Annotated in this window: 23 protein-coding genes and 2 tRNA genes; 18 read left to right on the forward strand and 7 right to left on the reverse strand. The window is 38.1% G+C overall.

Annotated elements, in window-relative coordinates:
* Window positions 1–25: 25 nt before the first annotated feature.
* From modB to LY28_RS17625, 3 genes are all read left to right on the forward strand, one after another.
* Window positions 26–703 (forward strand): molybdate ABC transporter permease subunit, encoded by a 678-nt coding sequence (gene modB, locus LY28_RS17615; RefSeq protein WP_110463493.1) that lies wholly within the window; start codon window positions 26–28, stop codon window positions 701–703.
* Window positions 703–1,758, forward strand: a complete 1,056-nt coding sequence (locus LY28_RS17620) for a sulfate/molybdate ABC transporter ATP-binding protein (RefSeq protein ID WP_110463494.1) — start codon at window positions 703–705, stop codon at window positions 1,756–1,758. The genes modB and LY28_RS17620 overlap by 1 nt, the downstream gene beginning before the upstream one ends.
* 70 nt (window positions 1,759–1,828) lie before the next feature.
* Window positions 1,829–2,107 (forward strand): metal-sensitive transcriptional regulator, encoded by a 279-nt coding sequence (locus tag LY28_RS17625; RefSeq protein ID WP_110463513.1) that lies wholly within the window; start codon window positions 1,829–1,831, stop codon window positions 2,105–2,107.
* A gap of 69 nt (window positions 2,108–2,176) precedes the next feature.
* Here LY28_RS17625 and LY28_RS17630 read toward each other — a convergent pair whose 3' ends face one another.
* Together LY28_RS17630 and LY28_RS17635 are read right to left on the reverse strand one after the other, a co-directional pair.
* Window positions 2,177–2,755, reverse strand: a complete 579-nt coding sequence (locus LY28_RS17630; protein WP_110463495.1) for a peroxiredoxin family protein — start codon at window positions 2,753–2,755, stop codon at window positions 2,177–2,179.
* Window positions 2,756–2,784: 29 nt separating this feature from the next.
* Entirely contained in the window at window positions 2,785–3,453 is a 669-nt protein-coding gene (locus LY28_RS17635) for a cytochrome c biogenesis CcdA family protein (RefSeq protein ID WP_479692095.1), read from the reverse strand.
* 319 nt (window positions 3,454–3,772) lie between these two features.
* Here LY28_RS17635 and LY28_RS17640 point away from each other — a divergent pair, with 319 nt between their 5' ends.
* Window positions 3,773–4,012, forward strand: coding sequence for a glutaredoxin domain-containing protein (locus LY28_RS17640; protein ID WP_110463496.1), 240 nt, complete (start codon window positions 3,773–3,775; stop codon window positions 4,010–4,012).
* A gap of 98 nt (window positions 4,013–4,110) precedes the next feature.
* Here LY28_RS17640 and LY28_RS17645 read toward each other — a convergent pair whose 3' ends face one another.
* Window positions 4,111–4,965, reverse strand: coding sequence for an AraC family transcriptional regulator (locus tag LY28_RS17645; RefSeq protein WP_110463497.1), 855 nt, complete (start codon window positions 4,963–4,965; stop codon window positions 4,111–4,113).
* A gap of 85 nt (window positions 4,966–5,050) precedes the next feature.
* Window positions 5,051–7,201, reverse strand: coding sequence for a glycoside hydrolase family 3 C-terminal domain-containing protein (locus LY28_RS17650; RefSeq protein ID WP_110463498.1), 2,151 nt, complete (start codon window positions 7,199–7,201; stop codon window positions 5,051–5,053).
* Window positions 7,202–7,555: 354 nt separating this feature from the next.
* Between LY28_RS17650 and LY28_RS17655 the strand changes: the two genes are divergently transcribed.
* The gene (locus tag LY28_RS17655) at window positions 7,556–8,836 is read left to right on the forward strand and encodes an O-acetylhomoserine aminocarboxypropyltransferase/cysteine synthase family protein (protein WP_110463499.1); all 1,281 of its coding nucleotides are present in this window, start codon (window positions 7,556–7,558) and stop codon (window positions 8,834–8,836) included.
* Window positions 8,837–9,129: 293 nt separating this feature from the next.
* Window positions 9,130–10,059, forward strand: a complete 930-nt coding sequence (metA, locus tag LY28_RS17660; RefSeq protein WP_110463500.1) for a homoserine O-acetyltransferase MetA — start codon at window positions 9,130–9,132, stop codon at window positions 10,057–10,059.
* Window positions 10,060–10,375: 316 nt separating this feature from the next.
* Here metA and LY28_RS17665 read toward each other — a convergent pair whose 3' ends face one another.
* Window positions 10,376–11,152: a DUF6062 family protein gene (locus tag LY28_RS17665; protein ID WP_110463501.1), complete on the reverse strand. Its 777-nt coding sequence runs from the start codon at window positions 11,150–11,152 to the stop codon at window positions 10,376–10,378.
* A 355-nt stretch (window positions 11,153–11,507) separates the two neighbouring features.
* Between LY28_RS17665 and LY28_RS17670 the strand changes: the two genes are divergently transcribed.
* The 12 genes from LY28_RS17670 to LY28_RS17730 all read left to right on the forward strand — a co-directional run bounded on the left by LY28_RS17670 (window position 11,508) and on the right by LY28_RS17730 (window position 21,036).
* Entirely contained in the window at window positions 11,508–12,419 is a 912-nt protein-coding gene (locus tag LY28_RS17670; protein WP_110463502.1) for a DNA-3-methyladenine glycosylase family protein, read from the forward strand.
* A 187-nt stretch (window positions 12,420–12,606) separates the two neighbouring features.
* Window positions 12,607–12,861 carry a putative Se/S carrier protein gene (locus tag LY28_RS17675; RefSeq protein WP_110463503.1) on the forward strand — a complete coding sequence of 85 codons (255 nt, stop codon included), beginning with the start codon at window positions 12,607–12,609 and terminating at the stop codon, window positions 12,859–12,861.
* A gap of 737 nt (window positions 12,862–13,598) precedes the next feature.
* A complete protein-coding gene (epsC, locus tag LY28_RS17685; RefSeq protein ID WP_110463504.1) occupies window positions 13,599–14,324 on the forward strand; it encodes a serine O-acetyltransferase EpsC in 726 nt (241 codons plus the stop codon).
* Between the two features lie 128 nt (window positions 14,325–14,452).
* Window positions 14,453–15,838, forward strand: coding sequence for a cysteine--tRNA ligase (gene cysS / locus LY28_RS17690; protein ID WP_110463505.1), 1,386 nt, complete (start codon window positions 14,453–14,455; stop codon window positions 15,836–15,838).
* A gap of 269 nt (window positions 15,839–16,107) precedes the next feature.
* Complete coding sequence (locus tag LY28_RS17695; RefSeq protein WP_110463506.1) at window positions 16,108–16,935, forward strand: NlpC/P60 family protein; 828 nt, start codon at window positions 16,108–16,110, stop codon at window positions 16,933–16,935.
* Between the two features lie 119 nt (window positions 16,936–17,054).
* Window positions 17,055–17,810, forward strand: coding sequence for an exodeoxyribonuclease III (locus LY28_RS17700; protein ID WP_110463507.1), 756 nt, complete (start codon window positions 17,055–17,057; stop codon window positions 17,808–17,810).
* Window positions 17,811–18,097: 287 nt separating this feature from the next.
* Window positions 18,098–18,520 (forward strand): Mini-ribonuclease 3, encoded by a 423-nt coding sequence (locus LY28_RS17705; RefSeq protein WP_110463508.1) that lies wholly within the window; start codon window positions 18,098–18,100, stop codon window positions 18,518–18,520.
* Window positions 18,521–18,579: 59 nt separating this feature from the next.
* Window positions 18,580–19,536, forward strand: a complete 957-nt coding sequence (gene rlmB, locus LY28_RS17710; protein ID WP_110463509.1) for a 23S rRNA (guanosine(2251)-2'-O)-methyltransferase RlmB — start codon at window positions 18,580–18,582, stop codon at window positions 19,534–19,536.
* Window positions 19,537–19,555: 19 nt separating this feature from the next.
* Entirely contained in the window at window positions 19,556–20,062 is a 507-nt protein-coding gene (locus tag LY28_RS17715) for an NYN domain-containing protein (RefSeq protein ID WP_110463510.1), read from the forward strand.
* A gap of 94 nt (window positions 20,063–20,156) precedes the next feature.
* Window positions 20,157–20,801, forward strand: coding sequence for an RNA polymerase sporulation sigma factor SigH (sigH, locus tag LY28_RS17720; RefSeq protein ID WP_110463511.1), 645 nt, complete (start codon window positions 20,157–20,159; stop codon window positions 20,799–20,801).
* Window positions 20,802–20,883: 82 nt separating this feature from the next.
* Window positions 20,884–20,957, forward strand: a tRNA-Gly gene (locus tag LY28_RS17725).
* Between the two features lie 3 nt (window positions 20,958–20,960).
* Window positions 20,961–21,036, forward strand: a tRNA-Thr gene (locus LY28_RS17730).
* 127 nt (window positions 21,037–21,163) lie between these two features.
* On the opposite strand, the gene LY28_RS17735 is transcribed toward LY28_RS17730, so the two are convergent.
* Window positions 21,164–21,847 carry a site-specific integrase gene (locus tag LY28_RS17735; protein WP_165835621.1) on the reverse strand — a complete coding sequence of 228 codons (684 nt, stop codon included), beginning with the start codon at window positions 21,845–21,847 and terminating at the stop codon, window positions 21,164–21,166.
* Window positions 21,848–21,874: 27 nt separating this feature from the next.
* Window positions 21,875–22,140 (reverse strand): integrase core domain-containing protein (locus LY28_RS17740; protein WP_165835622.1); only part of this gene is annotated, 266 nt, incomplete at its 5' end.

Consider the following 22,140-nt stretch of genomic DNA (forward strand, 5'->3'; position numbering starts at 1 on the left):
TTTTTACAGATAGAAGGTGGATTGCATGGATTTATCGCCACTTTATGTATCACTGAAGGTAGCGTTTTCCGCTACGGCAGTTACGGTTCTTTTTGGGATTCCGGCCGGTTGGTATGTTTTTAAAATCAAGAGATTCAAGGGCCTGATAGATGGAGTATTTACCTTGCCCATGGTTCTTCCTCCTACGGTTGTCGGTTTTTTCCTTCTGACTATATTTGGAAGAAACAGCCTGATTGGCAGTTTTTTGCTGAGGTTTGATATAAGTGTTGTTTTTACATGGATAGGGGCGGTTGTCGCATCAACGGTAGTAGCCTTTCCCTTGATGTATAGAACTGTAAGAGGTGCTTTTGAGCAATTTGACATAAATATGATATACGCGGCAAGAACCCTTGGCATAGCCGAATTTAAAATTTTTTATAAGGTTGTGATTCCTAACGTACTGCCAAGTATAGTGGCAGGAACCGTTCTATCCTTTGCCAGAGCATTAGGTGAATTCGGGGCGACAATGATGCTTGCAGGGAACATTCCGGGCAAAACACAGACTATTGCTCTCTCTATCTATACGGCAGTTCAGGCGGGAGATAAGGCAAAAGCGTATAATTGGGTGTTGATTATTTGTACAATGTCCTTTACCTCAATGATTTTAATCAATTTTTGGAATAGGGCCCAAGAGAAAAGAACGGCAAAAAGAGGTGATATTTGATGTCACTGTACGTTAATATTAAAAAGGTAATGGGCAATTTTACACTGGAGGTTGAGTTTTCCGCAAATAATGAAATCACTGCCTTACTGGGTGCTTCCGGCTGCGGTAAAAGCATGACGCTGAAATGTATTGCAGGTATAGAGACGCCTGATGAGGGCACCATTGTTTTAGACGGAAGAGTTTTATTTGATTCGGAACAGAAAATTAATTTGTCACCCCAGAAAAGAAAGGTTGGATATCTGTTTCAAAACTATGCGTTATTTCCCAATATGACTGTGGAGGAAAATATAGGCATAGGCGTAATCAGCGGTAAGCATGAGCGTAAAGAAGCGGTTGAGGAAAAAATAAAAATATTCTATCTTGAGGGCTTAGAAAAGAAAAGGCCTCACCAGCTGTCGGGGGGACAGCAGCAAAGAGTGGCACTTGCAAGAATTATGGCATCCGAACCGGACATTATTATGCTGGACGAACCCTTTTGTGCTTTGGACAGCTATCTGAAGTGGCAGCTTGAGCAAAAAATAATGGACTCGCTGTCCGGTTTTCAAGGAACAGTACTTCTGGTATCCCATAATAGAAATGAAGTTTATCGTTTTTCAAAAACAGTAGCTGTTATTTCGGATGGCAGAGTTGAGACGGTAAGTGAAAAGAAAAGCTTGTTTGCCGCTCCTAAAAAGCTGTCGGCTGCACTTCTTACAGGCTGCAAAAATATATCAAGAGTCGAAAAGCTTGCAGAGCACACATTAAGGGCAGTAGACTGGGATTTGGAGCTGCATACTGAAAAGGGGCTTTCGGATGAAATAAAATATGTAGGTATAAGGGCCCATTATTTGAAATATACAGAAAGGGAGGATTTGCATAATGTTATGACTTGTGAGGTGGCTAAGGTAATTGAAAATCCGTTTTCGTATATAATTATGTTAAAAAATAAAAGCGGCAAGGATGATAATTCTCAAATAAGATGGGAAATTGACAAGGACTTATGGAGAGATATTTCAGTTAAGGACAGCCCTATAAGAATAATTTTTAAAGAAGAGGATTTATTGCTGCTGGAGTAAAGAAAAAGGATTTAAAAGTTGCAGGCAAAAAAGTATAATGTATATATCTATATATACAAGGAGCTGCAGCATGGGAAATGAGGAGAAAAATCAATTAAAAGAGGATCTCATTAAAAGACTCAAGCGTATTGAGGGTCAGGTCAGAGGGATTCAAAAAATGGTGGATGAAGAGAAATACTGTGCGGATATTTTAACTCAGGTTGCCGCAGTACGTTCTGCAATTAATAAAGTAGGAAGCATAATACTTGAAAAGCACTCCATGAAGTGTATCCAAGATGCAGTGCTATCTGAAAATAAGGAAAAGGCGCTGAGTGAACTTACGAAAACTATACAAAGCTTTATGAAATAAACTAAAAAGCCGATTACGGTCGGATTCTCTGCATTTCAATCGTAACCGGCTTTTTAGAAGCGGCTTTCTTTATTCTTGGGTATCCTTGCTTTTGATTTCACTGATAACCTGAGTCAGAGTTTTTTTGTCTGTCATTCCGGAAATATAAGTGTACAGAGTACCGTCCTTATTGATGAAAAAGGTTGTGGGGAAGCCTGAGATGCCGTACTTCTGGGTTACGCTGCCGTCCGAATCCAATAGAACCTTTAAATCAATATTGCTTGATGTAAGATATTCCTTAACTGTGTCAACAGATTCCTGAGAATTAACAGCTAGAATAACAACTTCATTTTCCTTTTGCAGCTCTTTATTCAGTTCATTAAAGTCAGGCATTTCAACTTTGCAGTATTTACACCAGACTGCCCAGAAGTTGAGGATTACAATTTTGCCCTTATAGTCGGAAAGCTTTACATCGTTTCCATCCATATCCTTTAGTGTAAAGTCGGGGGCCTGCGGGTTGGTGTTCTGGTCAGATTGGCTTGTGGACTCAGTTTGCTGCGATGGAGGCTCTATAATCAGAGGCTGGTTTTTTGAATATAATATATACGCTGCTGCCAACACAGCACAAATAGCAACAACCCATATAACAATACTGATTTTTTTTCGCATAAATAATTCCTCCTCAAATATAGATAAATTTAAATGTAATTGCCGAGATATTTCAGGCTGCCGGTGAAAACGAAAATACCGGCTATAATTAACAGCACTCCGGATATAATGCTTATGATTGCCATATGCTTTTGAATTTGCCTGAAAGCTCCTTTTACCTTTTCAAACAGCACTGATGTCAGAATAAAGGGTATACCCAAGCCCACAGAGTAGAGAAAAAGCAAGAGCGTTCCCTGAAGGATTGTATCCGAGTTGCTGGCAAGAGCAAGAGCCGAACCTAAAAATGCACCTAGACAGGGAGTCCAGCCAAGACTGAAAACCATGCCGAATACAACTGAGCTTAAAAAACGGAGTCTGTTAAATTTGAAATCAAATCTTTTCTCTCTGTTCAGAAGGTTTATTTTTAAAATTCCTGTAAAGTTAAGACCAAATAAAATCATAACTAGTCCGCTGATTTTCTCCAGCAAATTTCTGTGATTTGTCAGAAAGTATCCGAAGGATGTAACAGTGGCTCCAAGAATTGTAAAAACGATTGTAAATCCAATTACAAAACCAATGGAATTTGTAAGCAGACGGCTTTTGTTCTGAGATTCTCCGGCCAAATACAAAAAATAAATGGGAAGCATAGGTAAAATACAAGGGGATATGAAGGTTAAGATTCCTTCAATGAATGTCATAAGATAAGAAATGTGTGTCAATAATGCACCTCCTAATAATATCCTTGCTTATTTTATCGGATTATTTTCCGTAATATTGTCCCGATATTTTATAGAGCGAAGAAACAGAGCATATAAAATCAGAAATTAATAACAAATATAAATAATTATATACCCGTAATGGGTATATGGAAACAGTTTCGTGAAATATTTATATATATTTAAATTCATGTTTTGATATACCTTGTGGGGGTATATAATAATTGAACAAATTTGTTATCATTGATTCAAATAATTATTTTAACGGAGAGGCAGCTATAAGCTGAGTAATTAAGCTTAAAATACCAGGGAGGTAATATTTATGTCGGTTAAAATATATTCAACCCCATCTTGTCCGTGGTGTATGGTGGCTAAAAACTATTTAAAATCAAAAAATATTCCCTTTGAGGAAGTAAATGTGGCCTACAGCAGAAGAGGAGCTCTGGAAATGATTCGTAAATCCGGTCAGCGTAGTGTACCGGTAATCGATTTTAACGGAAGAATTATTGTGGGCTTTAATCAACCGGCTATTGACAGGCTTTTGAGTGCAAGAAGTGCATGATTAAAAAATATAAAGTATCAGCCAAAAATGAGGATGCGTCATATCGCATTCTCATAAAGGCAGTTGAAGCTTCGTGAGGTAAAATATCAGGACGGTATTTAAAGCCCGATTTTCTTGTATCCAGAAGGAGAACAGCCCTTAATACTTTTGAAGGCCCTGTTGAAGGTGACAATGCTGTTAAAGCCAACGGTATAGGCTATATCTGCTATAGACATACTTGAGTCAATAAGAAAATGCTCAGCTTGTTTTATTCTATACTCATTCAAGTAAAGAATAAAATTTTTCTCTGTAATATCCTTGAACATTCTTGAAAAATAAGACTCGCTGAAACCTACTGCTTTAGCTACATCTGACAATGAAATGTCATTCATGTAATTTGCCTCTATGTATTTAAAGGCTTCTGAAAGCTTATCCATTCCCTGAATTTTTCTGGCTGTGTCCGGAGTATTCTGAAAATTTACCTTGTCGGCCAGAAATTTTGAAATAATAGCAAAGATATCATGTATCCTTGCACTGATAAAAAATTCAAAACCAAAATCTCTCTTGGAATAGCTTTCAACAATGCTTAAAATATGCTCCTTTATACTCCCGTGAAAGGGGGTATCCTTGAGTGATATTTTAAAGCTGCCTGAAATCAAAGATTTTATAATGCTATTATTGCCAAAGGTACTTAATGATGATGAGTCAAATTGGATAAAAATTCTTTTTCCGCTGTTATTCCGGTTGGAAAAGCCATGAGTATCACCGCCGGCTATAAATAGTATGTCACCTTCATCCAGCTTCGATTCTTTATTGTTAACATTGATATTTAAACTGTTTTTTTCCAGATATAAAATTTCTATCACGGCATGCCAATGCACAGGATAGTCGAAATTATCCAAGGCATTAACCTCGAGTCTGAATGGGAAACCATCCTTGAATATGCCTTTTTCGTGTAAGCCGTCAACATACATAATTAAAGCCTCCGTATAGAAACATTATATAATATTTTTATACGGAGGCAATAAAATTTTTTGCTGTTTTAAAAAATAACAAATACTATTCCAATGTGAAAGAAGCCTTCAATACATTGCTCCCTGTCAAGTATATGCTTCTTGAGTCAGGCTGGCTGCCTCCCGCATATATTTCAAAATTGCCGGGCTCAAGGACAGACGCTCCCTCTTCGTTAACAAGCATCATATCTTCAGATGTAAGAGTAAAGCTGACTTCTTCCTGTTCACCCGGAAGCAGCCGTACCTTTCTGATTCCCTTGAGCTGCCACTTAGGAGCTGCAACACTGGCTTCAACATCCTTCAGGTAAAGCTGTACAGCCTCCTTGGCTTCGCGGTTTCCTATGTTTTTTACCTTAACTGTGCAGCTTATATTGTCACCCTGTTTTATTTTATCACTCGAAACAGATAAAGCATTGTATTCAAACCGGGAATAGCTCAGACCATAGCCAAAGGGATAAAGCGCTTCCTTTTCCATGTATCTGTAAGTCCTGTTTTTCATTGAATAATCATGAAAGTCAGGCAATTCCTCAGTAGTTTTGTAAAAGGTAACGGGAAGCTTACCGCAGGGACTGCTTTCACCGAAAAGCACAGAAGCAACGGCCTTTCCTCCCCGTGCGCCCGGATACCATGCTTGCACTATAGCGGGGATGTTATTATCTGCCCATGTCACAGACAGCGCACTTCCCGATAAAAGTAAAAGAATAACAGGCTTTCCGGTTGCATGTACGGCTTCTAACAGCTGCTGCTGATTTCCGGGCAGGTTCAGGTCGATTTTATCTCCTGATGCATACTCATTTCCGGCATCGCCTTCTTCTCCTTCTATAGTGGAATCAAGACCGAGACACATAATGACTATATCTGAGTTTTCAGCCGCAGATATTGCCTCGGCAATTCTGTCATTCGGTCTGGCTAAGCCCTCTACCTGATCCTTATATAGATGGCAGCCTTGAGAATAGTTTATTCTTACCGTTTCGGGGACGGATTCGCGGATTCCTTCCAGCACAGTGATATATCTTGAAGCAGTACCAAAATAATTTCCTATCAAGGCATTTCTGCTATCAGCATTGGGACCTATTACAGCTATTGATTTCAAGCTGTTTTTATCAATAGGCAGAATATTATTGTCATTCTTTAGTAGTACCAAGGATTCCTTTGATACCTTGAGAGCAAACTCATTATGCTCCTCACAGTCAACTACGGAATACGGAATTGATGCATAAGGAATTTTTTCATTGCTGTCAAACATGCCAAGCCTCATACGTGTCATCATCAGCCGCGAAACTGATTCATCAATAGTTTTCTCATCTATAAGGCCTTCATCATAGGCTATAAGCAGATTCAGATACATATTGCCGCAATTTACATCACAGCCGTTATTGACTGCAAGTGCCACAGACTCAGGAGCTGTTTTTGTAACCATATGATTTTCATGGAAATCCTTTATTGCCCAGCAGTCAGAAGTGACATGGCCCTTAAAGCCCCATTCGTCCCGTAAAATATCTTTCAATAAGGTCTTGCTTCCACAGCAGGGCTCATCGTTTGTTCTGTTATAAGCACCCATAACAGCTTCAACCTTTGCATCATGAACTAATCTTTTAAAGGCAGGTAAGTAAGTCTCGTACATATCTTTTTTTGTGGCTATGGCATTAAACCTGTGTCTTTCGCCTTCGGGACCGCTGTGAACAGCAAAATGCTTTGCGCAGGCAGCTGCTTTTATGTATTTGCTGTCATTGCCCTGTAAGCCTTTTACGAACTTAATGCCAAGCCTGCTTGTCAAATAGGGGTCTTCGCCATAAGTCTCATGACCGCGTCCCCAACGGGGGTCTCTGAAAATATTTATGTTAGGTGACCAGAAAGTAAGTCCTTTATAAATATCATGATCGTTTTTTCTCTGGAATTCATGATATTTCGCTCTTCCTTCTGTTGAAATAACCTCTGCCGCTTCATAAATAAGGTCCTCGTCAAAGGTTGCCGCCATACCAATAGCTTGCGGAAACACCGTGGCGATGCCTGCTCTGGCAACACCGTGCAATGCTTCATTCCACCAGTTGTAAGCAGGTATGCCTAAGCGGGGGATTGCCGGAGCATCAAACAGCATTTGCATGGTTTTCTCTTCAAGAGTCATTTGTGAAACCAAGTCCTTGACACGTTCCTCATAGCTTAAAGTTTCGTTTTTATACGACGGGATATTATCCATAAAACCTCCTATGATAGCTGCATTAGCTATAAAATATATAATCGGTATTAATTAATAATACATTACAGCACACTTTTAAGCATGTCGTATTTTGCTTAAAAGTATTCAGTTGATGCCTTAAATGAATATTTGAGTATTTAAAAATTTAAAGGGTCCTTTTATTTATTCAAGCTTTCAGGCAGGTGTTTTATAAATTCGAATTATAATCATATAAGTAAAATAATATTTTGATAATAATATTTTTGGCAAAATATTATTATGTAAAAAATATGTTGACAAGAATATAATTTGGATGTATATTTAATATAAATAAAACCTATAGAAATACTATGAAAATAAAGGGAGGATTCTTATATGAGCAGAAAATTAAGCTTTGATACATTACAAGTACATGCAGGTCAAGAAATAGATAAAGTAACAGGTTCGAGAGCAGTTCCCATATATCAGACTACGTCATATGTTTTTAAAGATGCCGACCATGCGTCAGATGTATTTGCACTTCGTGATTCCGCATATTCATATTCAAGATTCGTTAATCCCACTAATGATGTTTTTGAAAAAAGAATAGCGGCGCTGGAGGGCGGTACAGCTGCGGTGGCAGTTGCATCGGGTTCGGCGGCTGTTACTTACTCGATACTGAATATTGCCGGTGCCGGAGATGAAATAGTAGCGGCGAATACATTATATGGCGGTACGTATAATTTGTTTTCCGCAACGCTGCCCAGATACGGCATAATTACAAAGTTCATTGATCCTGATGACATTAAAGGTTTTGAAAATGCCATTAATGAAAAAACAAAAGCAATTTACATTGAGAGCATTGGAAATCCAAATGCAAACATAATAGATATTGAAGCGGTAGCAGATGTAGCTCACAAGCATGGTATTCCGCTTATAGTTGACAACACCTTTGGTACTCCATATCTGATAAGGCCTATAGAGTTCGGTGCGGATGTGGTTGTTCATTCAGCGACAAAATTTATTGGAGGTCATGGCTCTTCCTTAGGCGGAGTAATTGTTGACGGCGGAAAATTTGACTATGCTGCAAGCGGCCGTTTTCCGGGATTTACGCAGCCGGATGAAAGCTATCACGGTCTTGTTTACTCTGATCTGGGCGGAGCAGCCTTTGTAACTAAGGCAAGAGTACAGCTTTTAAGAGACACCGGAGCTTCAATCAGTCCTTTTAATTCATTTTTATTTATTCAAGGTCTTGAAACATTATCACTCAGAGTTGAAAAGCATGTCAGCAATTCAAGACAGATAGCTGAGCATTTAGAGAATCATCCGTTGGTTGAGTTCGTAAATTATCCCAGCCTGAAGGGAAATAAATATTATGAACTGGCTCAAAAATATATCCCAAAGGGTGCAGGCTCAGTATTTACATTTGGAATAAAAGGCGGTTTTGAAAATGCAAAGAAATTTATTGACAGTCTGGAAATATTTTCATTGCTGGCGAACGTTGCAGATGCAAAATCTCTGGTTATACATCCGTTTAGCACAACCCACTCCCAGCTGTCAGAAGAAGACCTTCTTAAATCAGGCATTACACCAAATACAGTCCGCCTTTCAATAGGCATTGAGGATGTGGATGACTTGATTTACGACATAGATCAGGCACTTGAAAAAAGCAGATAATCCACATTAAATGCCGATAAACCACGAAGCCGGTAATGTCCTTTAATTTAAAGGTACTACCGGTTTCATTTTTTACGGGCTTAAATTCAGAGGGAAGAAACATCAGTAATGGTATAATATGATTTCTATAAATATAAAAGCATTTAAATGACTGGCATAAAAATTACCGGAAGCAACAACTGTTGACTTTTATAAATTCATAAGACTATAATTAATATTAAACCATTTTGCATAAACATAAGTAGACTTCTGTATGAAAATGGCTAATAAATTATATCATGGAGGATAAAAGCATGCCAATTAGAATACCTGACAATTTGCCGGCCGGCGAAATCTTAAACAGTGAGAATATATTTGTCATGTATGAGGACAGAGCTTATCATCAGGATATCAGGCCGCTTAAAATAGCAATTTTAAATATAATGCCTACTAAGATAACTACAGAGACTCAATTGCTCAGATTGCTTGGGAATACTCCTCTCCAGATTGAACCGGTGCTTTTGTATCCGGCATCCCATGTACCTAAGAACACACCTGAGGGGCATCTGGAGGCTTTTTATAAAACCTTTGAAGAAATTAAAAAGGATCATTTTGACGGTTTGATAATAACCGGGGCACCAGTTGAGCAAATGCCGTTTGAGCAGGTTAAATACTGGGAGGAATTAACTCAGATAATGGATTGGAGCTTGACAAATGTATATTCAACTCTCCATATTTGCTGGGGGGCTCAGGCAGGGCTTTATTATCATTATGGTGTTCAGAAATATGATATCCCGGAAAAATTATTCGGTATATTCCCTCATACAAAAACGAAGGAGTATGTCAAGCTGCTCAGAGGGTTTGATGATATTTTTTATGTGCCTCATTCAAGACATACTGAAGTCAGAAAGGAAGATATCGAGAGAATTCAAGAGCTTGAAATTCTTTCTGAATCCGAGAATGCGGGTGTTTATTTGGTTGCATCTAAAGACGGAAGGCATATTTTTGCTACCGGACATTCAGAATATGATCCTCTCACATTAAAGAAGGAGTATGACAGGGATATAGAAAAGGGCTTAGACATAGCTGTTCCCAAAAACTACTTTCCGAATGACAATCCTGAAAAGGAGCCTATTGTCAGATGGAGAGGCCATGGGCATCTGCTGTTTTTGAATTGGCTCAATTATTATGTATATCAAGAGACACCTTATGATTTGACAAATATAGCGAAGAGAAAAAAGTGATGTTCAGAAGACCTATGAGCACCGGAAGCTTAAACAATCTATTGATAAGCTATAGTGTATCCTGCTTTAATGAAGTACACCTTTGTCTGATTTCTGTGCCAGGGGGAGGACCGGTACAGGATGGTGGCAGTTGTTAAGGTGCTCATAGGCTGATAGAATAAACCTATCTACTTTACATAATACTGAATAATATGTAAAAATGTTACTGATTTTATTGAAATCAAGCTGAAAGCAGGACAATTATTTTTAACTAAGCTTTGCCGTTATGTTATTTGCACTTTTAAGGCTTCAAAGGTTTTAGCCTCTTGAAATAGCTCTATTTAAATTCACAGTTTCCCCTGATTTTTTGTATGCTTCTTGTAACAGCATCTTTGGAATTTTCCCAAGGGGCGTTGTTATATCTGTAATCAAATTTTTTTGTAAACCAGTCTACTTCCTTTTCGATTCTATCAAGATTGCTTATCTGCATTTCCATGATGCTTTTTATGAAAATTGCGGCTTGGGATGTGTTCAGGTATTTTGAGGTTGAACTTAGCAGAAGTCTTAAATGCTTCAAACAAAAGCCCTTTTTTGAGTGAAAGATTTGTTTGAATTCAGGCTCTTTAAAATATAAATAAAAAATGACATCGATATATCTGTCCATTGTGTGCTCAAGCTTGCTGCAAATAGCACAGCTGCCATTTATACCGTCCAGTTCAGCTACAAGCTCAGAAATAAGCCTTTCCGTATTGGTTTGCTTTGGGGATAGTTTTTTTGAAATATTTTTGACAATGCCAGCTGTGGCATCCTGTTCTACAGCGCTCAATTTACTTTCAAATATTTTTTTGATGTGCGAGTTTTTCTCCTGCAGAAAGGTATCTATCATTAGAGCAAGCCCAAGTCTATTAACCTGCTTATTGTACATAGCCTCAAAATGCGTCCTGCAAAAGCCCAATTCGTTTGTGGTCTGGCGATAATCAGGCTCCATCAGAGAGGCACCCAGAGCATATTCAATGCCTTCGTCTTCAAGCTTTTTTTCCAAAACGCAAAGAGGACACTCGCAGTCTGCAGAGAAAGCATCGGTAACCGGTATGGTGTATATTTTTTCTTTCATAAAAGTCTCCTTGTAGTAGTAATGAAAAACAATAATTATTTGCCAGATAAATAAAAATTTTCTGAATATTATAAAAATTATATCACTTAAATTGAGTTTAGAAAATAAATTGGATAAATATATACATTGATTTAACAATGATAAACCGGGTATTATGATTAAAAGATGATAAAAGGTTGCTATAGGCGAGGCCGGTTTTTTAGCGACGTTTTGACAAATAGATGAAAGATGGCTTGAAAAGGCTTGAAAACAGAGTTTGTACAAGCATAGTGCATTTTTGCGCGATAAAAAGCCGATGTACAGCTACGAAAGCTTTACCAAATTTTTGTGCCCTAGCTGGGCTGTGGGGGTTAATATGGAATATAAGGGGTATTCAATTAGCGCAGAGGATGGAATTTTATCAATAGAAGGTGTCCGGGATTTTGACCTGACACATATATTTGAGTGCGGGCAGTGCTTCAGATGGATAAAGCAAAAGGATGGAAGCTATAATGGAATTGTAAAAGAAAGGTTTGCAAACGTAAGCTTTTCCGATGGAATTTTAAGGATTACAAATGCTGGGGAGCAGGATTTTATAAATATTTGGTATGAATATTTTGACTTGGGAACGGATTATTCAAAAATTAAAGATATACTCCAGAAGGATGATATACTGAAGGAGGCCATAAAAACAGGCTTCGGGATCAGGCTTTTAAGGCAGGACTTATGGGAAATGCTGATATCCTTTATTATTTCTGCAAATAATATGATTCCCAGAATAATGAAAACCGTAGATTCTCTTTCAGTACTCAAAGGAAGGTGTATAGAGGAGGATAATAATGCATATGGATTCCCGGGAATAAATGAGCTGGCCGGTGCCGCTTTAGATGAAATCCAGCAATGCAGGGCCGGTTTTAGGTGCAAATATATTTATCAGACATCTCAGATGATATATAAAAATCCTGTTACGAGAGATATGCTGCAAGATATGGAAACCGAAGAGGCAAGAAAAGAGCTGATGAAGTTTCCGGGTGTCGGACCTAAGGTTGCAGACTGTATTTTGCTGTTCAGCGGTCTTAAATTTAATGTTTTTCCTACAGATGTATGGGTTAAAAGAGTAATGGAGGAGCTCTATTTTAAAAAGGAGGCCAGCCTGACAGAGATACAGGGCTTTGCAAAAGAGAATTTTGGTGAATTGACAGGGTATGCTCAGCAATATCTGTTTTATCATGCCAGACTAAACAGGATAGGAATGACAAAAAAGCAGCGTACTTCAAAGCACGGTTGAAGAAAGCGTTTTTCAGCTTTAAAAACGATTATTCATAAACAATCATACTCGTCAATGTGGTAACTTTTTAATAATTGCTGCAATATTATGTAATGTGGATTGAGAGTTCGCTAAAGTCAAACTATCAGCTTTAGCCGATAGTTTGACTTTAGCCAATTAGAACATTTATAAAAATTGGAGTGGTTTTATGAAGTGTATTGCTATATTAGATTCGGGAAATCTTGTATACAAGCTTGACTCCGAACTTGAAAAGAGAGGCTATAAATTTGAGGTTATATCTATCCCGTGCCACATTGCAAAAGGCGGCTGCGGGTTGTGTCTTAGGTTTCCGGAAGAATACTTGAAGATTGTTATAGACGGCTCGATTGCATGCAATACACCAATCAGGGAGGTGTATAAAATCATGCCAAATATTACAAGGAATAAGTATAAAAGGTTGTAGGTATAAATACTTAAATAAAGGAATTTGCAGATTGATGAAGATATACGTAGATAAATAAATCTTAGCTAAATTTACTTTATGAATTTCTGGTGCTATAATAAGGCTATAAAGCAGGAGTTAATAGGATTTCAGGTCGTTAAGCCATATTGGGGAGCTGATATTTTTCCTGAAATGAGCGCAAGCCTATTATTTTGAACCTACATCTGAAATAAGGGAGTCTGCTGTTTGATATCATATGTCAGGCCTTGGTAATTCCGACACAACGGCATGAACGTTGTGCAACGGCGGAGGACGATTGCTGATATCTCCGGGACACCCACCTAGCTTGGGCTAGGTGTCAAAATACTGGGAGACGCCATTTTGGGAATAAATTTATTAAATGAGAGAGCAGAAATGCTCTTTCATTTTGCTTGAATAAAAACAAGCTTGGTTAATTTTAAAATAAAAGCTGTTTAAAAGAGAATGCCGGTACTTCATACGACATTCTTTTTTGTACTTAAATATTTGCTATTTATGGCGGATTATTTTTAGAGGACTTATATATAACCTTCATAATCTTAATGTATTTGTTTACAGGCAAATTTAAAACTGTTAAAATTACTATTGATGTGTGCGGTAATTTTATTTATGCTTATGAGAATATATTATATTAAAGCATTATTTAAAAGGGTACGGATTCAAGAAAGGGAATAATTTAAATATAGAGTATTTTTCTTTTTATACCAAGAGGTTAAACTATGAAAAAAGGACTTATTAATGATGCAAAATTAATAGCAGCCCGTGACCCGGCAGCCAAGAGTGCATTAGAAGTTGTACTTCTGTACCCCGGGTTTCATGTGCTTATATACCATAAATTATCGCATTGGTTTTATAAAATGGGAAGCTTCTTTATTGCCAGACTTATTTCCCAGATTGGCAGATTTTTTACAGGTATAGAGATTCATCCCGGTGCTACTCTTGGCAGCGGGCTGTTTATAGACCATGGCATGGGTATAGTTATAGGTGAATCCGCAGTAATAGGAGATAACTGTACTATTTATCACGGCGTGACATTAGGCGGTACAGGCAAGGAAAAAGGAAAAAAACGTCATCCAACAATCGGTAATAACGTGCTTATCGGTGCAGGCGCAAAAGTGCTCGGCCCATGTAAAATAGGAGATAATTCACGTATAGGGGCGAATACCTTTGTTTCTTTCGATGTAGAGCCATATTCCACAGTAGTGGGAGCAAAAGGCAGAATTGTCAGAAAGCGCAACAAAAAGCCGGGTTCTCCGTCTGAAGCACTTGACCAGATACACATGCCTGATCCTATAGCGCAGGAGCTATGCAGGCTGACATCGAGGATAGAGCATTTGGAGAATCAGGTCATAGGGAAAAGCAACGGGCCTTGTGCCATAAAAAAGAGTAACGGCTCCTATGTCTTTGAAAACAGGGGTGAGAATACGGAATCCGGTGAAGAATAACATTACTGTATTTTAACTCTGTAAAGTAAGTTTGTATTACGGTAAACAAAGAAAAGATTATATTTATATAATTAAATAAATTAAATTTATTTCAGGTTGTAAAGGAAGCTTCAGGAAAGGAGAAAAATATGAGGGTTTACAATACACTTTCAAGACAAAAAGAGGAGTTTAAGCCTATTAGTGATAAAGAGGTCTGCATATATTCATGCGGTCCTACGGTATATAACTATGCTCATATAGGTAATTTAAGGACATATATATTTATGGATATGCTCAGAAGGGTACTTGAGTATAACGGGTATACTCTGAAGCATGTAATGAATATTACTGATGTAGGCCATTTGGTTTCGGATGAGGATGACGGCGAGGACAAAATGCTTAAGGGAGCCCGTGAGCAGAAAAAGACACCCTGGCAGATAGCCGAGTTTTATACGGCTGCATTTATGAAAGATATTAAGGCTCTTAATATCGAGATTCCGGAAATTGTTCCAAAGGCTACGGAGCATATTTCTGAAATGATTGAATTCGTTGAGGGGCTGATAGAAAAAGGTTATGGATATGAAACCAGTGACGGTATATATTTTGATATAGAGAAGTTTGACGGCTACGGAAAGCTATCCAGAGCTAATCTGGAGGAGCAGATAGCGGGAGCCAGAGTTGAGGTGAATCAGGAAAAGCATCATCCTGCTGATTTTGCTATATGGAAGAAAGCGCCAAGGGAACATATTATGCAGTGGCAGAGCCCGTGGGGTATGGGATATCCGGGCTGGCACATAGAATGCTCGGCAATGGGCAGGAAATATCTTGGTGATGTATTTGATATTCATACCGGAGGTGTAGATCATATTCCTGTACATCATGAAAATGAGATTGCTCAGTCAGAGGCTCTTCTTGGAAGGCCTGCTGTTAACTATTGGATGCACAGTGAGTTTATGATGGTTAATAACGGCAAAATGTCAAAAAGTCTTGGAAACACATACACCATTGATGATTTGAAGGAAAAGGGATACAATCCTTTGGCCTTCAGGTATATGTGCCTGAATGCCCACTATAGAAATAAATTTAACTTTACATGGGATGTAATGCAGTCGGCGCAGGTGTCCTACGACAGGTTTGTCGAGGGCTGCCAAGCACATAAAAGTGGAAACGAAGCTGTTGACATCGCTGTAGTAAATGAATTTCTTTCTGATTTTGACGAGGCTGTAAATGATGACTTAAACATTCCAAAGGCATTAGGCGTCGCATGGAATGCAGTAAGATACGGCAAGAAGTCGCAGCAAATATTTGAGCTTCTTACAAAGATGAACAGGATATTTGGATTTGATTTGGATAAAAAGAAGGAAGAACTCAAGGAGCTCGAGATATCCCCTGAAATTCAAGCTTTGATAGACGAGAGGCAGCAGGCTCGCAAGGATAAGAACTGGAAGCTCTCGGATGAGATCAGAGATGAGCTTAAGGCAAGGGGGATAGCGATAGAAGACACCCCTAACGGAGCTAAGGTCAAATATATATAAAATTGAAATATGAGGGTATACGGATGCAGCAGGGTTAACCGGAGTAAATACTTTGGCTAGCCCTTGTTTTATATTTATATGGAATATACAGTATGATTTTCATAAGGCGTTTTTGGAATTTATTTTGACTATAGGGGGCTTCAGCCTCAAGCCTGAACTATCGGAGGGTTATATCGTTTATTTGGCCGGCAGTAATTGTCTTTAACACATATGTTTGCTTCTTTCATATTATGTAGAATAGGACCTTGAATGTGAAAGGATGGATAATTATGAATAGACTTCAGGAGTTTATATCTATAGTAAATTCTAAAATCGGAGAAGGGTATGTGTACGGAGGTCAGGACAGCACGCCGCTTACAAAAGCAGCATTGAAAAAGCTTGTGGATATATACGGAAGCTCTCATTATTATTTCAGCAGTTATTCAGCGGAGAGATGGCTGGGGAAGGAATACTATGACTGCTCCGGTCTTATTGTTTATACCTTGCGCAAAATGGGCCTTATCCCCCTGAATTTTGATTATACATCCAGTTCTATTTATACTGAGCTTTGTAAAAGCATACCTAAAAAAGAACTGAGAGCCGGTGATTTGTGTTTTCAAAAGTCAGCATCGGGCATAGTTCATGTGGGAATATATATGGGCGATAACAGGGTGACTCATGCGAGAGGAACTTTTTACGGAGTGGTTAATACTGAGCTGTTTAGCTCATTTAATCTGTTTGGAAGGCTGAAATTTTTCTTGAATGATTTTCCGGAGGTGAAGGTAACATTTATGTATTCCACCAAAAAGGCAGTAATTAATACAAATGTTTATGAACAGCCATACGAGCAGTCAACTGCCATCGGCAAGATTTCAAAGGATGAATTGGTTGTTGTCGAAGGAATAACAGATAACAGCTGGTATCTGATAAAACTGGGCGATAAAAAGGGATATGTTCAGGTGGCTGCACTTAAGGATTACGATGAGCTTCTTGAAGCCCTTGATTTTTTAAGCAAAAAAACGGGTATTAGCAAGGAATACTGGTATAAACATGCTGCTGAGCTTAAATGGCTTGATACCTGTTTCATAAAAATAGCCAAGGGCTTCGGTGCTGATTGAAGTCAAGCATGGTACAAAGCCGGCTTCTTTATTTAGCTTGGGCTTTGCAATTTTGTATATGATATACTTAGAATAATGTATGTGAATTTATTTGGGGATAAAAAGACGGAGGGAAACATATGACAAAGTTTATATCTTGGAATGTTAATGGACTCAGGGCATGTATAGGAAAAGGCTTTATGGATTTTTTCAAGGAAGTGGATGCGGATATATTTTGTATCCAGGAAAGTAAGCTGCAGGAGGGACAAGTACAGCTTGAATTGGACGGCTATGAGCAGTTTTGGAATTATGCTTCCAAAAAGGGTTACTCTGGTACTGCTGTTTTTTCCAAGATAAAACCGGTTTCCTCTTCCTGCGGAATAGGAATTGCGGAGCACGATGATGAAGGGCGCATTATTACGCTTGAATTTGAAGAATATTTTCTGGTAAATGTTTATACGCCAAATTCAAAGCGGGAGCTTGAGAGGCTTGAATATAGGATGAGATGGGAGGACGATTTCAGAGCTTACCTTAAAAATTTAGAGAAAAAAAAGCCGGTAATTTTATGCGGTGATATGAATGTTGCACATAATGACATAGATTTAAAAAATCCAAAAACCAACAGAAGCAGTGCGGGCTTTACTTCCCAGGAGAGAGACAAGCTGTCGGAGCTCTTGTCGCAAGGGTTTATTGATACATACAGAAGCTTATATCCGGATAAAACAGAGGCATATACCTGGTGGTCATATATGTTTAATGCACGGACAAAGAATGCCGGCTGGAGAATTGACTATTTTTGTGTATCGGAATGCTTAAAGGACAGAATAGAGGCAGCGGATATTTATGCTGATGTTATGGGATCGGATCACTGTCCTGTGGGTTTAGTCTTAAAATAGTGTAAATTTTATTCACATGTTGGATAAGCCTATTTTTAATATATACACAGTTTAGTCCACATTATCCACAGAAATCATGTCCACAACAGGGAAAATATGTGGAAAAGGCGAGCAATTCTTAAAAAACTATGGTTTTTAACAATAATTAAAAGGTTTCCTGTGGATATTATTTGTGCTTAATTATTATATTTAAAGCAATTATAAAAGTGTTTTAACAGATATAAGTTTGGTGTATAATAGTACTGATTTACATTAAAAAAGCAGTTTTAACAGAGTTGGAGAAAATAATGTTTGAAGATGTTATTGGAAGTATGCGCAGGGATTTCGACATTAAGCCGAAGGATGTTATGAATCTGCATCCTCTGGTGCTGGCATATATAGGTGATGCTGTATATGAGGTATATATCCGGACTATGCTTATTATTAATAAAAGAACCAATGTGAATATGCTCCATAAAATGTCTGTGAAATATGTTAACGCAAAGGCGCAGTCGGACATAGTTCATAGGATATCGGACATGCTTACTCAGGATGAGCAGGATGTAGTGCGAAGAGGCAGAAACGCAAAATCTGCAACGGCTCCCAAACATGCAGAAATTACGGATTATAGGTATTCTACAGGGTATGAGGCACTAATCGGCTATTTATACCTTACAAATAGTACGGATAGGCTTATGGAGATACTGGAACTGTCTGTTGAAGAAGAATAGATATAGTTTGCAATCAGAAATAATTAAATTTAAATAATAGTGAAAGCGTAGGTTTACGTATGGCTCAAGGAAGAAATAATTATGGTAACAGAATGAACACGAATACGGACAATAAGAGCGGCTTCAAGTCTTATTCCGGCAAAAAGAAAGCATACGGCGAAAAAAGAGGTTCCAAATTTGATTCTGAAAAAAAAGCCTTTAGTGATAAAAAGAGTTCGTATCAGGGAGGCTTTGATACTGACTCTAAGGCAGACTTGGAGGCTCCGCAGGAAGACCCCGGTGACATAGACAAGCTTGAAGGAAGAAATCCCATAATGGAAGCTCTGAAAGCCAATAGAACCATAAACAAGATATTTGTCGCAAAGGGTGAGCGTGAAGGTTCTATTCGTCAGATAATTGCCGTTGCAAGAGAAAAGAAAATTATTATAACCGAAGTTGACCACAATGTTTTGGACGGTATGTCATCTACAAGAGCGCATCAGGGAATTATTGCATTTGTGGCGGTCAAAGAATATGTTGAGGTGGATGATATATTAAGGGCTGCTGAGGATAAAGGCCAGCCTCCCTTTATAGTTATTCTTGATGAAATATCAGATCCCCATAATTTTGGCGCAATACTCAGGACTGCCAATGCTGTTGGCGCTCACGGCGTTATTATTCCAAAAAGAAGAGCGATAGGCTTGACTTCCGCGGTATCAAAGGCTTCAGCCGGTGCTATTGAATATGTTCCTGTCGCAAGGGTTACAAATATTGCACAGACAATAGAATACCTGAAGAAAAATAATATTTGGGTTGCAGGTACGGATTCCACAGGTGAGAGGGCGTTCTATGACAGTGATTTAAAGGGTCCTATTGCACTTGTTGTAGGAAGCGAAGGCGAAGGCATGGGTAGGCTGATACGGGAAAAGTGTGATTTTGTTGTCAATATTCCGATGCAAGGTGAAATAAGTTCATTAAATGCTTCAGTTGCAGCTGCAGTTGTAATGTATGAAATACTTAAGCAGAGAGGAAGATAAGGGCTGTAATGGAGGTTAGATGGAATATCTTGTAATAGACGGATACAACGTTATAAATCAATGGACGGATATTTTTGACCTGCCAAGGGAGTCTTTAGAGGACTGCCGTGACAAACTTCTGAATATGTTGTCCAATTATCAGGGCTATAAAAATATTGAGGTAATAGTGGTTTTTGATGCATATCTTCAAAAGCGGGGGCAGGAAAAGGTACAGGAATTTGATAATTTAAAGGTTGTTTATACAAAAGAAGGGGAGACTGCTGACAATTTTATTGAGAGATTTGTTTATTTGAATGGCAGAACCAATACTGTAAGGGTGGTTACCTCAGATTTCATGGAGCAGATAATTACCATGTCTTCCGGAGGTATACGAGTTTCCCCCAGAGAATTAAGGCTGGAAATACAAGCCGAATTAAAAGAGGCAAAAGAAATGAATTTCAGACCTCCTATTAAAAACAATACGATTATGTCAAATATGTCTCCGGATGTTTTTGAAAAGCTGGATAAAATTCGAAAGGGCAAGTAGGCTTGACACGTATTGGGTTTTTGAATATAATTTATTTAGGTCTATATTCTATTTTACCACTCTTTTACAAGCAGAAAAACTGGGGGCAACAGTATTGAAAACGAACTTGAAGGTTAATGTCTCTCAAGCATATTGCGATATGGTTGACGAGGATATAATTCTTGATGCAAAGGTTGGCAATGAACCGGCGCTGGAGTATCTGATTAACAAATACAAAAGCTTTGTTCGTGCGAAAGCAAGGACTTATTTTCTCATTGGGGCTGATCGTGAGGACATTATTCAAGAAGGCATGATTGGATTATTTAAAGCTATCAGAGATTACAAAGGGGACAAGCTTTCTTCCTTCAGAGCATTTGCGGAGCTTTGTATAACACGCCAGATTATTACTGCTATCAAAACAGCTACAAGGCAGAAGCATATACCCTTAAATTCTTATATTTCACTTAATAAGCCTATTTTTGATGAAGAGTCGGATAGAACCCTCATGGATATTATCTGTGAAGAGAGCATCAGCGATCCCGAGGAGTTGGTAATTAACAGAGAAGAATTTCTTGGAATTGAGAGCAAGATGAGCGAGATACTCAGTTCCCTTGAATGGGAGGTTCTGACTTTGTATCTGGAGGGTAAGTCATATCAGGAAATTGCAGAAGAATTGGACAGACATGTCAAGTCTATTGATAATGCGTTACAACGAGTAAAACGTAAATTGGAGAAATATTTAGAAGAACAAAAAGCATAAATTCAAATTACTGGTTTTTATGGTGCTGGACTTAGTTTCATCTACATGCTATACTACATGAGTTGAAACATTAGAATATTTTGCGGGTGTAATTCAATGGTAGAATATCAGCTTCCCAAGCTGACTGCGTGGGTTCGATTCCCATCACCCGCTCCATATGCTCCCATAGCTCAGTAGGCAGAGCGCATCCATGGTAAGGATGAGGTCTCCAGTTCGAATCTGGATGGGAGCTCCAAATCGAAAGTCCTTCAATACTTGGTAATACAGGTGTTGGGGATTTTTTTATTGTTGATTTATACAGTGAATTCACCTCCTTTGATTTACATTATTTGGTGTATAAAACCGCCTAAAACCATCAAAAATTATCGTAATTGGTTTATAATTGGTTTGTTCTCCATCTGCTCTGAATGAAGTAAATCCAGTACTTTTATAGCATCACTTTTAAGAGATGGTATTACACTAATGTAAATATCAGTAGTTATAGAAACTTTAGCATGACCTAACAACTTTGATACAACATTTACAGATACCCCACGTTCAAAAAGTCTTGTAGCGAATGTGTGTCTTAAACTATGAAAATTACAATCAACAATTCCTGCTTTGGTGGCATTTCTTACAAATGAACGCTCAACATTTCTTGAGTTTAAATAGTTACCTGTCTTAGTAGCAAATACCATAATGGAATTTGTTTTTGACTTGAGTTCCTTTAATAAATTCAGAGACCTTTGAGTAAGCGGTACTTTTCTTATGGAGGACTTTGTTTTAGGGTTATTCTGAACGACTATAATATTCTTAGTCTTTGACTTACCTTCGTAATTTTTGACGTAGATAACATTTTTATTGACATTTATCTCTTCTCTATCTAAATCAATATCACTCCAAGTTAGGGCAAGTAGTTCACCGAGTCTTAAACCGCTATCAAGAGCCACAACAAATAGTGAATAGAGTTTATCATCCTTAGATACTTCAATGAGCTTATTCTCTTCATCTAGTGTTAAAGCCTTAATTTCTGACCTTGCCTCAATAAAATGGACAGCAAGAATCACTATTTATCTCATTAATTCTTATAATACCTATGATATTTCCTTCAGCATGAATGGTGGAATATACCCATTTGTTGAATGAGTCCTTTTACGGTTATAAAACAGTTCTATGTATTCAAAAACAGCCTTTTTAGCCTCAGCTCTGGTCTCAAAATTATAATCATTTAGCCATTCCATTTTAAGTTTGCCCCAGAAAGATTCCATAGGGGCATTGTCATAACAATTGCCCTTTCTGCTCATACTGCATACAAAGCCATATCTTTTTAGCAGATTTTGATAGTCATTACTGGCATATT

The sequence above is a fragment of the Ruminiclostridium sufflavum DSM 19573 genome (assembly GCF_003208175.1).
Classification (GTDB): Bacteria; Bacillota; Clostridia; order Acetivibrionales; family DSM-1351; genus Ruminiclostridium; species Ruminiclostridium sufflavum.

What these genes read in the sequence shown, in the direction of transcription:
- LY28_RS17715 (WP_110463510.1), top strand. Translation starts at nt 19,556, where the DNA reads ATGGAATATCTTGTAATAGACGGATACAACGTTATAAATCAATGGACG.
- LY28_RS17665 (WP_110463501.1), bottom strand. Translation starts at nt 11,152, where the DNA reads ATGAAAGAAAAAATATACACCATACCGGTTACCGATGCTTTCTCTGCA.
- LY28_RS17645 (WP_110463497.1), bottom strand. Translation starts at nt 4,965, where the DNA reads ATGTATGTTGACGGCTTACACGAAAAAGGCATATTCAAGGATGGTTTC.
- LY28_RS17640 (WP_110463496.1), top strand. Translation starts at nt 3,773, where the DNA reads ATGTCGGTTAAAATATATTCAACCCCATCTTGTCCGTGGTGTATGGTG.
- LY28_RS17675 (WP_110463503.1), top strand. Translation starts at nt 12,607, where the DNA reads ATGAAGTGTATTGCTATATTAGATTCGGGAAATCTTGTATACAAGCTT.
- modB (WP_110463493.1), top strand. Translation starts at nt 26, where the DNA reads ATGGATTTATCGCCACTTTATGTATCACTGAAGGTAGCGTTTTCCGCT.
- LY28_RS17705 (WP_110463508.1), top strand. Translation starts at nt 18,098, where the DNA reads ATGTTTGAAGATGTTATTGGAAGTATGCGCAGGGATTTCGACATTAAG.
- LY28_RS17695 (WP_110463506.1), top strand. Translation starts at nt 16,108, where the DNA reads ATGAATAGACTTCAGGAGTTTATATCTATAGTAAATTCTAAAATCGGA.
- LY28_RS17650 (WP_110463498.1), bottom strand. Translation starts at nt 7,201, where the DNA reads ATGGATAATATCCCGTCGTATAAAAACGAAACTTTAAGCTATGAGGAA.
- LY28_RS17655 (WP_110463499.1), top strand. Translation starts at nt 7,556, where the DNA reads ATGAGCAGAAAATTAAGCTTTGATACATTACAAGTACATGCAGGTCAA.
- LY28_RS17670 (WP_110463502.1), top strand. Translation starts at nt 11,508, where the DNA reads ATGGAATATAAGGGGTATTCAATTAGCGCAGAGGATGGAATTTTATCA.
- LY28_RS17620 (WP_110463494.1), top strand. Translation starts at nt 703, where the DNA reads ATGTCACTGTACGTTAATATTAAAAAGGTAATGGGCAATTTTACACTG.
- cysS (WP_110463505.1), top strand. Translation starts at nt 14,453, where the DNA reads ATGAGGGTTTACAATACACTTTCAAGACAAAAAGAGGAGTTTAAGCCT.
- LY28_RS17700 (WP_110463507.1), top strand. Translation starts at nt 17,055, where the DNA reads ATGACAAAGTTTATATCTTGGAATGTTAATGGACTCAGGGCATGTATA.
- LY28_RS17630 (WP_110463495.1), bottom strand. Translation starts at nt 2,755, where the DNA reads ATGCGAAAAAAAATCAGTATTGTTATATGGGTTGTTGCTATTTGTGCT.
- metA (WP_110463500.1), top strand. Translation starts at nt 9,130, where the DNA reads ATGCCAATTAGAATACCTGACAATTTGCCGGCCGGCGAAATCTTAAAC.
- epsC (WP_110463504.1), top strand. Translation starts at nt 13,599, where the DNA reads ATGAAAAAAGGACTTATTAATGATGCAAAATTAATAGCAGCCCGTGAC.
- rlmB (WP_110463509.1), top strand. Translation starts at nt 18,580, where the DNA reads ATGGCTCAAGGAAGAAATAATTATGGTAACAGAATGAACACGAATACG.
- LY28_RS17625 (WP_110463513.1), top strand. Translation starts at nt 1,829, where the DNA reads ATGGGAAATGAGGAGAAAAATCAATTAAAAGAGGATCTCATTAAAAGA.